Source organism: Sagittula sp. S175, assembly GCF_049800975.1.
Taxonomy (GTDB): domain Bacteria; phylum Pseudomonadota; class Alphaproteobacteria; order Rhodobacterales; family Rhodobacteraceae; genus Sagittula.
The window spans coordinates 1-12891 of sequence record NZ_JBNAGB010000002.1 but is presented as its reverse complement, the minus strand read 5'-3'; the positions used below and the strand labels follow the sequence as shown (position 1 = coordinate 12891).

Annotated in this window: 13 protein-coding genes and 1 tRNA gene; 4 read left to right on the top strand and 10 right to left on the bottom strand. The window is 66.4% G+C overall.

All coding sequences use genetic code 11. The features are described from left to right. Positions 1 to 87: 87 nt before the first annotated feature. From ACP16H_RS03145 to ACP16H_RS03110, 8 genes are all read right to left on the bottom strand, one after another. Entirely contained in the window at positions 88 to 1167 is a 1080-nt protein-coding gene (locus tag ACP16H_RS03145) for a 2'-deoxycytidine 5'-triphosphate deaminase (protein ID WP_425070797.1), read from the bottom strand. Positions 1168 to 1324: 157 nt separating this feature from the next. Further along, positions 1325 to 1401: transfer RNA gene (locus tag ACP16H_RS03140), tRNA-Pro, on the bottom strand. A gap of 79 nt (positions 1402 to 1480) precedes the next feature. Next, positions 1481 to 2875 (bottom strand): MerR family transcriptional regulator, encoded by a 1395-nt coding sequence (locus ACP16H_RS03135; RefSeq protein WP_425070796.1) that lies wholly within the window; start codon positions 2873 to 2875, stop codon positions 1481 to 1483. A gap of 12 nt (positions 2876 to 2887) precedes the next feature. Beyond that, the gene (ihfA, locus tag ACP16H_RS03130; protein ID WP_425070795.1) at positions 2888 to 3190 is read right to left on the bottom strand and encodes an integration host factor subunit alpha; all 303 of its coding nucleotides are present in this window, start codon (positions 3188 to 3190) and stop codon (positions 2888 to 2890) included. A gap of 150 nt (positions 3191 to 3340) precedes the next feature. Continuing rightward, a complete protein-coding gene (locus ACP16H_RS03125) occupies positions 3341 to 4342 on the bottom strand; it encodes a beta-ketoacyl-ACP synthase III (RefSeq protein WP_425070794.1) in 1002 nt (333 codons plus the stop codon). Further along, positions 4343 to 5473: a phosphate acyltransferase PlsX gene (gene plsX / locus ACP16H_RS03120; RefSeq protein WP_425070793.1), complete on the bottom strand. Its 1131-nt coding sequence runs from the start codon at positions 5471 to 5473 to the stop codon at positions 4343 to 4345. 25 nt (positions 5474 to 5498) lie between these two features. Then, a complete protein-coding gene (rpmF, locus tag ACP16H_RS03115; RefSeq protein WP_425070792.1) occupies positions 5499 to 5705 on the bottom strand; it encodes a 50S ribosomal protein L32 in 207 nt (68 codons plus the stop codon). A 156-nt stretch (positions 5706 to 5861) separates the two neighbouring features. Then, complete coding sequence (locus tag ACP16H_RS03110; protein ID WP_425070791.1) at positions 5862 to 6440, bottom strand: YceD family protein; 579 nt, start codon at positions 6438 to 6440, stop codon at positions 5862 to 5864. A gap of 91 nt (positions 6441 to 6531) precedes the next feature. Here ACP16H_RS03110 and ACP16H_RS03105 point away from each other — a divergent pair, with 91 nt between their 5' ends. From ACP16H_RS03105 to ACP16H_RS03095, 3 genes are all read left to right on the top strand, one after another. After that, entirely contained in the window at positions 6532 to 6990 is a 459-nt protein-coding gene (locus ACP16H_RS03105) for an outer membrane protein assembly factor BamE (protein WP_425070790.1), read from the top strand. Positions 6991 to 7083: 93 nt separating this feature from the next. Further along, entirely contained in the window at positions 7084 to 7770 is a 687-nt protein-coding gene (locus ACP16H_RS03100; RefSeq protein ID WP_425071123.1) for a GNAT family N-acetyltransferase, read from the top strand. A gap of 305 nt (positions 7771 to 8075) precedes the next feature. Next, a complete protein-coding gene (locus tag ACP16H_RS03095) occupies positions 8076 to 9893 on the top strand; it encodes an ABC-F family ATP-binding cassette domain-containing protein (protein WP_425071122.1) in 1818 nt (605 codons plus the stop codon). 57 nt (positions 9894 to 9950) lie between these two features. Here the strand turns inward: ACP16H_RS03095 and ACP16H_RS03090 are convergent, their stop codons facing one another. Continuing rightward, the gene (locus tag ACP16H_RS03090) at positions 9951 to 11039 is read right to left on the bottom strand and encodes an AbrB family transcriptional regulator (RefSeq protein ID WP_425070789.1); all 1089 of its coding nucleotides are present in this window, start codon (positions 11037 to 11039) and stop codon (positions 9951 to 9953) included. 98 nt (positions 11040 to 11137) lie between these two features. On the opposite strand from ACP16H_RS03090, the gene ACP16H_RS03085 reads away from it, so the two are divergent. After that, on the top strand, positions 11138 to 12250 hold the full coding sequence (locus tag ACP16H_RS03085; protein ID WP_425070788.1) for an acetoin utilization protein AcuC: 1113 nt from the start codon (positions 11138 to 11140) through the stop codon (positions 12248 to 12250). A 261-nt stretch (positions 12251 to 12511) separates the two neighbouring features. Here ACP16H_RS03085 and ACP16H_RS03080 read toward each other — a convergent pair. Continuing rightward, the coding region (locus ACP16H_RS03080; RefSeq protein WP_425070187.1) for a transposase at positions 12512 to 12891 on the bottom strand (380 nt) is incomplete at its 5' end.

The window sequence follows — 12891 nt, the reverse complement described above, 5'->3', positions numbered from 1 at the left end:
CCACGGCGGGTGGCGGTTTGCTGCTTTATCCGGCGGTGTTTGAGCGGTTTCCTGCGGGTTCCCGCATTGTCGCGAGGTCAGCCTGTGTCAGGTGGCGCGAAAATGCTTGGACAGTTTCAACCCTTGGCCTTGGTAGTTGGAGGCGATGCCCTGACCGTACAGCTGGGCGGGCACCTCGGACATGCGTTCGTAGACGAGGCGGCCGACGGTCTGGCCGTGTTCCAGTACAAAGGGGGCCTCGTGGCAGCGCACTTCGAGCACGCCGCGCGCGCCTGCGCCGCCTGCCTCGGCATGGCCAAAGCCCGGATCGAAGAAGCCCGCGTAATGCACGCGGAATTCGCCGACCATGGCGAGATAGGGGGCCATCTCGGCGGCATAGGCGGGCGGGATGTGCACCGCTTCGCGCGAGACGAGGATGTAGAAGGCGCCGGGATCGAGGATCAACTGGCGGCGGTCGGTGCGCAGGCGTTCCCAGAACTCCAGCGGATCGTATTGCCCGATGCGGTCGAGGTCGATGACGCCGGTGTGCGGTTTCGCGCGGTAGCCGACGATGCCTTGCGGTCCCGGTTCCAGATCGACGGAGAAGCCGAGGCCGTGGTCGATCACGGCGGGGCCGCCGCTGACGAGGGTTTCGGCGTCGTGCAGGGCGCGCAGCTCCGTATCGCTGAGCACCGCCTGTCCGCGGCGGAACCGGATCTGGTTGAGGCGCATGCCGGGGCGGACAAGGACGGAGAAGCTGCGCGGGCAGATCTCGGCATAGAGCGGGCCGGTGTAGCCCTGCGCGATGCGGTCGAATTCCTCGCCGCCGTCGGTGATGACGCGGGTCAGCAGGTCGAGCCGTCCGGTGGAGCTTTTGGCGTTGGCGATGGCGGTGATGTCGGCGGGCAGGTCGAGCCGTTCCATCAGCGGCACGAGGTAGACGCAGCCCTTTTCCAGCACGGCGCCGTTGGACAGGTCGACCTGATGCATCTCGAATTCGGGGATGCGGTCGGCGATCTTGCGGCCATGGCCTGCGAGGAACGAGGCGCGCACGCGGTAGGCGGTGTGGCCAAGGCGCAGGTCGAGGCTGGCGGGCTGGACTTGACCATCGGCAAAGGGCGTGTCCGAGGACAGCGCCCCCGTGGCGATCAGCGTTTCGATCTGCTGGCTGGCCAATACGCCCGTCATGTCCGTCCTCCTGTTTGCAGGGGATTGCATACCGATGGCGTGACGGAAGGGAAGGGCAAATGGGCGTGTTTGTTGGCAAAAGCGGCCCGGAAAACACGAAACCCCGGCGCGGGGGCCGGGGTTTTCGGTTTCCATCCAAAGGGATGGAGGGGTATTTTGGTCGGGCTAGCAGGACTCGAACCTGCGACCTTCCGTCCCCCAGACGGACGCGCTACCAGGCTGCGCTATAGCCCGACTTGTTGGGGCTGTTTATCCTATTCGCCGCCACGCGCAACCCCTTTCGACAGGGATTTTTCGCGTTTTCAGAGCGGGCTCAGAAGGCGTTTGATCGCAGCCGGGTGAGGCGGGCGTGCAGGGCCGGGAGTTGCGCAGCGACGGTCTCGGCGGCGTCCGTCGAGAGGTGTTTTGCGCGGGCCGCGTGGGCCAGAAGACCGGCGGCCACATGGGAGGGGCCGTCCTCCTCGGGGCGCGAGAAATCGGGCAGGTCGAGGCCCTTGGGCGCTGGTGCCGAGGCCGGTTCGGGGCTCGGTTCTGGAGCGTCGAAGGCTCTGGGGGCCGGTTCGGGGTCAGAGCCGGGTTTGAATTCCGGTTCATATTCCGGCTCAAATTCAGGGGCGTCGCCGAAACCGGTCAGCGCGTCGTCCGGTTGCGGGGCAGAGCCCGCGTCGACGGACCCGTCAAATGCCGCGTCTTCGAGGGGCTCGGCTGGCGCTTCGGCGTCAGGCTGCGCGGCCATGGGCGCTTCGGGTTCGGATTCGGGCTCGGCGAGGATGTCGAGCGGTTCGAGGTCCGCCACCGGATCGGGCTGGGCGCCGATGTGGGTGTCGATGTGGTCGTCGATGACCGAGTCGTCTTCGGCACCGGGCGCGAAGGCCTCGGGCGTGTCGAATGCAAAGACGCCCTGGTTCGGGTCGATTTTCGCGGCGGCCGGCATGTCCTGCGCCTCCTCTCCGTCAAAGGCCTCGGCGACGGGGGCGTCGTCGGGCGCGTACTCGTTATCCAGCGGGGTGTCGAAGCTGTCCGATTCGTCCATGTCTTCGATCGGAGCCAGAGGGGGCAGCGGTTCGAGGGCGTCGTCATCGGTGTCCTCGGCGCCCATGTGTTCCGGCAGGCTGTCCTCTGGCGCCGTGTCCGTGTCGTCGGCCTGCGTCGTGAGGGCTGGGTCCGGCTCGGGTTCGAAGGCGGCTTCGGCGGCGTATGCGGCAAGATCCTCATCGGGCGCTTCGGGCTGGTCGTCGGCGAAGTCGTCTTCCTCGGCCATGTCGAGGAAGGGGGCTTCGTCCTCAGCATCGAGATCGAGGGGGGCGCGTTCTGGTTCGGAGGGGTCCTCCGGTTCGGACGCGGGTTGGCGGAAGGCCACGACCTCGCCTACGGGTTCCTCAACCTCGGTAAAGGGCGCGTCTTCGATGTAGTCCTCGACGGGTTCGTCGCCGTCGACCGCAGGGGACAGACCCGCCACGTAGCGCACGCCCTGTTCGCGCAGGACCTTTTGCACGCCCTTGATGGTCATCCCATCCTCGTGCAGCAACTTCTTGATTCCGCCCAGCAATTCCATGTCGCCGGGGCGGTAGTAGCGGCGTCCGCCCGCGCGTTTCACCGGTTTCACCTGGGTGAATTTCGACTCCCAGAAGCGCAGGACATGCGCCGGGGTCTCAAGCCATTCCGAGACCTCGGAAATGGTGCGAAACGCGTCGGGGGATTTCGGCATTCAGTCCGGGCCTCAGCCCTTGTTGCCCGCGGCCACGCGGTCTTTCATCAGGTGCGAGGGGCGGAAGGTCAGCACGCGGCGCGGCTGGATCGGCACTTCTTCGCCCGTCTTGGGATTGCGTCCAACGCGGGCGGCCTTGTCCCGCACCGAGAAGGTGCCGAAAGACGAGATCTTTACCTGTTCACCACTCACCAGCGCGTCGGACATGTGCTGGAGCACCGCCTCGACCAATTCTGCGCTTTCATTGCGCGACAGACCCACCTCGCGGAACACCGCTTCGCTCAAGTCCATTCGCGTAAGGGTTTTTTCCCCCATGACCACTTCCCTCCCGGCAGCATGGCCGCAGCTTATGCGCGGGCCAATTCCCAAGTCAATATCAATGGCTTGGATCAGCGGGTTTAAGAAACGGTTAAAACGCGGGTTGCAACCTGCGCAGGCACAGCGATTTTCGGAAAACGGGCCGGTTTACCAGCGCAGGACTACCGCACCCCATGCGAGACCGCCGCCGATGGCCTCGGTCACGACGACGTCGCCGCGCTTGATCTGGCCGCGTTCCTTGCCAACGGAGAGCGCCAGCGGGATCGACGCGGCAGAGGTGTTGCCATGGTCCTGCACGGTGGTCACGACCTGCTCCATCGGCAGGCCGAGTTTCCTGGCGGTGCCCGTGATGATGCGGATATTGGCCTGATGCGGCACGACCCAGTCGATCTGGTCGGGGGTCATGCCGACCTTCTCCATCGCGGTGGTGGCGGTGGCGGCGAGTTTCTCTACCGCGTGGCGGAAGACTTCCTTGCCCTCCATCCGCAGATACCCGGTGGTGCCGGTCGAGCTGCCGCCGTCGACGTAAAGGATGTCACGGAAGCGACCGTCGGAATTCAGGTCGGTCGAAAGGATGCCGCGGTCGGCATTGGTGCCGTCGCCCTCGGAGGCTTCGAGGATCAGCGCGCCCGCGCCGTCGCCGAACAGAACGCAGGTGCCACGGTCGGTCCAGTCCATGATGCGCGAGAAGGTTTCCGCGCCGATGACCATCACGCGCTTGGCCTGACCCGACAGGATCAGGGCGTTGGCATTGGCCAGCGCATAGATGAAGCCCGCGCAGACCGCCTGCACATCAAAGGCAAAGCCGCGCGTCATGCCCAGCTGCGCCTGCACCATGGTGGCGGCGGAGGGAAAGGTCAGGTCGGCGGTGGAGGTGGCAAGGACGATGGCGTCCACGTCATCGGCGGCGAGCCCGGCATCGTCCAGCGCGGCCCGCGCGGCGCGGGTGGCAAGGTCCGAGGTGGTCTGGCCCGGCGCGGCGAAGTGGCGGCGTTCGATCCCCGAGCGGGAGCGAATCCATTCGTCCGAGGTGTCCAGCTGGATGGTGTCTTCGGTGATTCCCGTGAGCCCCTGTGCGAAAACCGCGTTTTCGACGATGCGTTCCGGGAGGTAGTGGCCAACTCCGACGACGGTGGCGCGTACAGTCATTTACTTAACGTCCTTATGTCCGGCGGCATCCTGCTGCCCTGCGGCGTCAGACGCAACACCGGACTTGCCGGTTTCTTCCAGTGTGGCCGCGACACGGGCGGCAAGGCGCTCGCCAAAGCCGGACTGCGCCAGTTGGAACGCGAGTTTCACGGCCGCCGAGACGCCGGTGGCATCGGCGGAACCATGCGATTTGACCACGGTGCCGTTCAGCCCGAGGAACACGCCGCCATTGACCCGGCGCGGGTCGATGCGCTGTTTCAGGCGCTTCAGCGAGGTCAGCGCCAGCAGCGAGGCGATGCGGGAGAGCGGGGAATAGGCGAAGGCTTCCTTCAGGAGGTCGCCGATCAGCGACGCGGTGCCTTCGCCGGTTTTCAGCGCGACATTGCCGGTGAAACCGTCGGTGACGATGACGTCACAGCGCTTGCCGGGAATATCGCCGCCTTCGACGAAGCCCACGAAGTCGTATTTACCATGATCTGCCTGAGCGCGGATCAGGTCGTGCGCCTCTTTCAGCTCGGCCCGGCCCTTGTGTTCCTCGGTCCCGACGTTCAGCAGGCCGACGCGGGGCCGGTCGAGGTGCAGGCCGTTGCGGGCGTAGGAGGCGCCCATCAGCGCGTATTGCAGCAGGTCCTGCGCGTCCGCCTTGATGTCGGCGCCAACGTCCAACATCACGTTGAACCCCTGCGGGTTGCGCGAGGGCCAGAGGATCGCGATGGCGGGGCGGTTGACGCCGGGCAGCTTGCGCAGGCGGATCATCGACAGCGCCATGAGCGCGCCGGTGTTGCCGCAGGAGACGGCGACGGTCGCCTCTCCCTCGCGCACCGATTCGAGGGTCGACCACATGGAGGTGCCCTTGCCGTTGCGCATGACCTGGGACGGCTTGTCGTCCATGGTCACGACGCCGGAGGCATCGCGCAGGGTCACGCGGCCGTCGAGTTCACGGCGTTTGGACACCAGCTCCCGCAGCCCGGCTTCGGGGCCGTGCAGGATGAAGGCGAGGTCCGGGTTCTTGGCGGCAGAGTCGGCAATGCCGGCGACAACTGTCGCCGGCCCACGGTCGCCGCCCATGGCATCGACCGAAATTACCACGCGTTTGGAGCCCATGGCCTGTTGATCCTTTACGGAAGTCATGCCGCGGGGCCCCGCACGTCAGCGATTATGCTGCGTCTTCGTCCAGGTCGACGTCGTTGGCCTGTGCAACCACTTCACGGTCTGCGTAGTGGCCGCAGGACGGGCAAACGTGGTGCGGGCGCTTCAGCTCGCCGCAGTTGGTGCACTCGTTGGGGTTTGCCGCGGTCAGTGCGTCATGTGCGCGACGGTTGTTGCGGCGCGACTTCGAAACCTTGTTCTGTTGGACAGCCATGTCTCAACTCCTCGAATTGCAGGGGCGAAGCCTGCCTGTGTCTCTCTTGGCGATGTGCCGATCTTTGGGACGTTCGCACCGGTCCCGGCATCCTCGGCATGCCATGTTCATGAGCGCGCGAAAATACGCAGGACGGATCAAATGGCAAGGGGATTCTCAGCCCTTGTCGCCGTCCTTGTCCATTTTTTCCCGCAGGGCCGCAAGTCCGGCAAAGGGTTTGGCATCTTCGTCGGTCATGGGGGCTACGCCATCCTCGGCGAACTGCGCCTCTTCCAGGGCGACGCCGTCCTTGCGGGGGTAGGCGGGCAGGGCCAGGGCCAGTTCCTCGTGCATGAGGGATTCGAGGTCGATGACCTCGCCCAGCGGCTCGAGGCTGTCGTCCTCGGGGACCTCGGTTTCGGAGCCCTCTGTATAGGTGCCAAGGTGCTGGGCGGGCACGTAGCGGCGTGTCACGGGCATGTCGATGCGGGTGCTGACCGGTTCCAGCGTGACGATGCAGGACTGCACGACGGTGGCGCCGAGCTTGCCGTCGAGATCCCAGCCAGATTTGCCGCGCGGGGTGAGGCGGCCTTCGAAGCGCAGTTTGCGGACCGCTTCGATGTCGAGACCCTTGGCCAGGTCGCTGCGCTCCTCCGCCGTGGGTTCCAGCAAAAAGGGCGTTTCTCCGGTCTGCCGCATCTCGGCCACCCGCAGGCGGGGGTTGGCAATGGGGCGGCGGGAATCGGATGAGGACATGGGGGCAGGGTTTCCTGATCTTGCTTGGAGGGAGAAACTTCTCTAATCCGAATTAAAAGCCATGGGGCGACAAGACAAGAGGGGCCGGAATATGCACGGCATCGGGAAAGTGCTGAAAGCGGGTGTGGTTGTTGTCGCACTGATGAGTGTGACAGGCTGTGCCGCGAAGATCCGCACGCATGGCTACGTTCCGCCCGAGGAGGACTTGCAACAGATCACGCCGGGCGTCGACACGCGGGCGACGGTCGAGGACGTGGTGGGTGTGCCCAATGCCTCGGGCGTGCTGAACAATTCGGGCTACTATTATATCGAGAGCCAGGTGCGGCACTTTGCGTGGCAGCGCCCCAAGGTGACCGACAGACAGATCGTGGCGATCACCTTTGACGACGCCGGTGTGGTGGACAACATCGTCACCTACGGGCTGGAGGATGGCCGCGTGGTGCCGCTGACCCGCCGCGTGACTAAGACCTCGGACGGGGACATTTCCTTTATCCGCAAGCTGTTCGGCAACATCGGCGGAATCAACCTCGGCAATATGCTGGGTCAGTAAGCCATGGCCGACACGGGCGAGGGTCCCGAAACGGAAACTGTCGGGAAGGGGGCTGCAGTGCAGCCCCTTTTGCGTGGGCGTTACCGGGCGCGGATGGCCGTATCTTCGGCAGACATCGGCGCGGCGCAGGCCTTGCGCGGGCTGTGCTTTCGCGGCGGTGGGCTGGACGAGGACCAGTTTGACGCCGTGTGCGATCACGTTTTGGTCGAGGACGTGCGGTCGGGAGCGCTGGCCTGTTGTTATCGGCTGTTGACGCTGGAGGCGTCAGAGATCGGGACGGGTTACGCGGGGCAGGTCTATGACCTGTCGCGACTGGCGCGGCAGGCGGGGCCGATGGTGGAACTGGGGCGGTTCTGCGTGGACCCTGTGTTACATGATCCAGACGTGCTGCGCGTGGCCTGGGGGGCGATGGCTGCCTATGTGGATGCGCGGGGCGCGACGTTCCTGTTTGGCTGTGCGTCGTTTGCCGGGGTGGATGTGGGTGTGTCCAGCGATGCGCTGGCGCTGCTGGGCGCGCGCTACCGTGCGCCCGAGGTCTGGGCACCGGGAGAAAAGGCGCCGGAGGTGTTTCGGCTGGCGGCTTGTCTGGGCGCGGCAGACGCCGCGCAGGGGATGCGGCAGATGCCGGCCTTGATGCGAACCTACCTCGCCATGGGGGGGCGGGTCAGCGACCACGCGGTGATCGACCGGGAGATGAACACGCACCATGTCTTTACCGGGGTCGAGATCGCCGCGATCCCCGAGGCGCGCAAGCGGGCCTTGCGGGCGGTGGCGGGGTGAAGGCAATGGTGGCGGGGAGGGTTTCGCCTCCTTCGGAGGCGATCCGGGGGGGGGGGGGGGGGGGGGGGGGGGGGGGGGGGGGCGGGGGGGGGGGGGGGGGCGGGGGGGGGGGGAGGCGGGGGGGGTTGGTTTCCCCCTCCTGGGGCGCCCCTCCGCGGGGGTGGGGTTGCCCCCCCGGACCCCTCCAGAGATATTTTGACCAAGAAGAAGCAGGGAGGGGAGTCGCGCGGTCGTTCGGTCAAAGCGACGGGTGACGGCTTGCAACACCGCTTGACGCCGCCCGCGCCGCCACATAGCTGGCAGGCATCATGGCAGCACCTCTTTTACAACTCTCCGATATCTCGCTCACCTTTGGGGGTGAGCCCGTTTTTGACGCGCTTTCGCTGAACGTCCAGCCCGGCGATCGGGTGGCGTTGGTGGGGCGCAATGGTTCCGGCAAGTCGACCCTGATGAAGGTCATGGCCGGGCTGGTGGAGGCGGACCGCGGCGAGCGGGTCGTGCCCACGGGGGTCACGGTCGGCTACATGGAGCAGGACCCGGACCTGTCGGGGTTCGAGACGCTGGGCGAATATGCCTCGAGCGGGCTGACCGAGGCGGAGATGTACCGGGTGGAGCGCGCCAGCGAGGGGTTGAAGTTCGATCCGGCGCGGCCTGTGGCCACGGCATCGGGCGGCGAGCGGCGGCGCGCGGCGCTGGCCAAGCTCATGGCCGAGGAGCCGGAGCTGATGCTGCTGGACGAGCCGACCAACCACCTGGACATCGAGGCGATCCAGTGGCTTGAGGACGAGTTGAAGGGCACGCGGACGGCCTTCGTGCTGATCTCGCACGACCGGCGGTTCCTGGAGGAGTTGACGCGGGCGACGCTGTGGATCGACCGTGGCGCGGTGCGGCGGCAGGAGACGGGCTTCAAGGGGTTTGAAGCCTGGCGCGACAAGACCTGGGAAGACGAGGACATGGCCCGGCACAAGCTGGACCGCAAGATCAAGTCCGAGGGGCGTTGGGCGGTCGAGGGGATCAGCGCGCGGCGCAAGCGCAACCAGGGCCGGGTGCGGCGGTTGCAGGACATGCGCGCCGAGCGCGGCGCGCAGATCCGGCGGCAGGGCACGGCAGCGATGGAGCTGGCCTCGGGGCCGAAGTCCGGCAAGAAGGTCATCGAGGCGGCGGGTGTGAGCCATGCGTTCGGGGACAAGCCCATCGTCAAGGGGCTGGACCTGCTGGTGCAGCGCGGCGACCGGGTGGCCTTTGTCGGGCCGAACGGCGTGGGCAAGACGACGCTGATCCGCATCCTGATGGGGGAAATCGCGCCCGATGCGGGCGTGGTGAAGCTGGGGACGAACCTGCTGCCAGCCATCTTTGACCAGACGCGCGCGCAGCTGGACCCGGAGATGTCGCTGTGGGATGCGCTGACCACGGACAAGGACATGCGGGTGTCGGGGCATTCCGACCAGGTCATGGTGCGCGGCCAGCCGAAGCATGTCGTGGGGTATCTGAAGGAGTTCCTGTTCGACGAGCGGCAGGCCCGCGCGCCGGTCAAGGCGCTGTCGGGCGGCGAGAAGGCGCGGCTGTTGCTGGCGCGGATCATGGCGCGGGAATCGAACCTGCTGGTGCTGGACGAACCCACCAACGATCTGGACGTCGAGACGCTGGACCTGTTGCAGGAGCTGCTGGACGACTACGACGGCACGGTGCTGCTGATCTCGCACGACCGCGATTTCCTCGACCGGGTGGCGACGACGACCGTCGCCATGGAAGGCGGTGGCCGCGCGGTGGTCTATGCCGGTGGCTGGTCGGACTACCAGTCGCAGAAGGCAGAGGCGGCGGCTCCGGCGAAGGCCAAGGCGGCTGTGGCGAAAAAGGCGGAGGCGGCGGTTGCCCCTGCGGCGAAACCTGCGGCAGAGGGTCTTTCGTTCACCGAGAAGCATCGGCTGGAGGCGCTTCCGGGCGAGATCGACCGGTTGAACGCGGAGATCGCCAAGCTGGAGGAGTTCCTCGCCGCGCCGGACCTGTTCACCAAGGAGCCGTTGAAGTTCAAGAAGGCCACCGAGGCGCTGGTGGAGCGGCAGAACGCCGTGGCGGCGGCTGAGGAAGAGTGGCTGGAACTGGCGGAGAAGGCCGAGGGCTGAGGCGCGAAGTCTTGCATACACTTCGGGCCGGAAACTTTTGAAGTTTCCAGCGTGGCGCTAGCGGTCCTCGGGGCGCAGCTTCATCAGGCGGGCGGCCAGTGGCATCTCGACCACCGTGATCAGGATGCGCGTGACGTGGTGCAGGCTGACCAGCGCCGGGTTGGCGGCGAGGCTGAGGGCGACGAGGGACATCTCGGCCACGCCTCCGGGGGCGAAGGCGATGAAGATGTGCAGCCATGGCAGGCCGGTGGCGGCGTGCAGCAGGGCGGCAAAGCCCGCGCCCACGGCCATCATGTAGCCCACCGACAGCCCCGACAACCAAAGCGAGCGGCGCAGCAGCTTGCCGTCGATTCCCTGAAAGCGCAGGCCGAGGCTGGTGCCGATCACAAGCTGTGACAGGGCGATCAGCCAGTAGGGCAGATGCAGGTCAAAGATTCCGGTGACGGTCGCGGCGGCGGCCAGCAGGAGCGGGCCGGTGAGCTGTGCGGCGGGCAGGCGGATCAGACGCCCGAGTTGCAAGCCGGCCAGCCCGGTGACGACGATGACGGCCAGTGTCGCGAGGCTGACGTGGCCTTGCGGTCCGGAACCGGACAGCCCGGCGGCACTGCCCACCGCGTGCCCGGTCCAGACTGTCAGGCCAAGGGGAAGCACCGTTATCACGAGGATGATCCTCAGGAATTGCTGGATGGTCAGGACGCGGATGTCCGCGCCTGCGGCCTCGCCCATGAAGATGCTCTCCATCAGGCCACCCGGCGTGCCGGAGAAGAAGGCCGTGGGGCGGTCGTAGCCGCCGATCTGGCGAAAGATCAGCATGTTGCCCATATGCGCCAGCGGCACGAACAGGAACAGCGCGCCGAGGGTCAGCGTCAGGTCGGGGGCCAGCGCGATCAGGTCGGGGGTAACCTGCGTGCCGATCATGACCCCGATCAGGCTGACGAAGAGCGTGCGAAAGCCCATGGGGAAGCCGTATCCCTCGAAGGGCTTTTGCGGACCGAAGCGGGCCACGATCCCGGTCGTTGTCAGCGCGCCGAGCATCCATGGCATCGGCAGGGAGAGCCACATGGCCAGCGCGCCGCCGAGGGCACCGATGACCAGCATGACGGCGGTGGTGAGGACGGTGCGCGGCGAGGGGAGAGTCGGTGTCATATGGATTGCATACAGTGGTATACATGCTGTCGCAATGTATTTGCTGCGATCATCTTTCGCATCTTTTCAGCCGGGAGAAAACGGCTAGATTTCGGGCCATGTCCGAAGCGCTTTTCATCGGTTCGCCCATTTATCGGGGGTCGATCTACGCCCCGAAGCACCCGCTGTCCATCCAGCGCGTGCCTGCGGTGATCGACCTGTGCCGGGCGATGTGGTGGCTGCCGGATCGGCTGTACAGGACGTCTCCGCGCGCGAAACCGGCGGCATTGACGGGGTTTCACAGTGCGGCCTATGTCGCGGCGTTGCAGGCCGCCGAGGCGGCGCAGGATGTGTCCGCCGAGGTGCGCGAGAGGCATGGGCTGGGCACGCTGTCGAACCCGGTGTTTCCCGAGATGTACCGCCGACCGGCGACGGCGGTGGGGGGCGGGCTGCTGGCGGCGGAGCTGGTGGCACAGGGCGGTGCCGTCTACAACCCTGGCGGCGGGCAGCATCACGCCATGGCGGACCGCGCGGCGGGGTTCTGTTTCCTCAACGAGCCGGTGATGACGATCCGGCGGCTGTTGCAGATGGGCGTGTCGCGCGTCGCTTATGTGGATATCGACGCGCATCATGGCGATGGCGTCGAGGCGGCTTTCGTGGGCAGCGAGGTGGTGCGGGTGGTGTCCGTCCACGAGGCGCGGCGCTGGCCGTTCACCGGTTTACTGGGGGATGACGCGGGCGGCGCGGCCTTCAACCTGCCGGTGGCGCGGGGGTTCAACGATACGGAATTCCAGTACGTGCTGGAGGAGATGATCCTGCCGGTGGTTGCGGATTTCCGGCCCGAGGCGGTGTACCTGCAATGCGGCGCGGATGCGCTGGCGGAGGATCCTCTGGCGCATCTGGCGCTGTCGAACAACGCGCATCGTCTGGCGGTGCGGGCGTTGCGGGGGCTGTCGCCGCGCCTGATCGTGTCCGGCGGGGGTGGCTACAACCCGTGGAGCGTGGCGCGCTGCTGGGCCGGGGTCTGGGCGGAACTGTCGGGACAGGCGGTGCCGGAGCGGTTGCCCGCCGGGGCGGAGGCGGTGTTGCGGGGGCTGACGTGGCACGGGCGGGCGATGCCCAACGAATCCTTATTGACCGGCATTCTGGACCACCCCCGGCAGGGGCGCATTTCGCCGGAGCTCAGGGCGGATGTGGCGTCGCTGAGGGCGCGTCTTGGGCACGGGGTTTGACGCCGGACGACAGCGTCAAAGCATCTGACGCCGCGACCAATGTCCGATTTTGAAAACGCCTGCGGTCGTCCTACCGGGGGCGGCCAAGGCTGGATAAACGGCGGCTTGCCGAGTTGCCTCGGAGCCTTTTTCGCTTGCTGCGCGTCGATGGCGGACTTTTCCTGCGGGCGGCGTTTCAGGGGTATTTGGTGTCCCGGCTTCGTGAGTGACTCTGTTGCACAAAACCGTCTCTGAGCGGAGTTCCCCTTTCCCCGGACGGATTTATCCCACGACTTCTGTGACAGGGATGCCAAGGGCGGTGTAGCCGTTCAGAACGGCGATACGGACCTGAAGCTCAGCGACCTGTCGGTCGAAGTCCCGCGCCATGAGGCGCTGCCCCAGCAGTTTAACGCAGTGCATCTTGGTCTCGACGCGGCTTCGGCGGTGGTATCCGCTCCAGTTTCGCCAGATAGCGCGGCCGAGGTATTTCGAAGTTCGCAGGGCCTCGTTTCTGGCCACCGCACCCGCGGTGACGGCCTTCCACGACTTAGCGTTTTTGCGGGGTGGGATGACGGCATGGGCACCGCGGTCAGCGATGGCGTCGTGGCATTTGCGGGTATCATACGCACCGTCTGCGGTGACGCTGCCGATCGCCTCGTTCG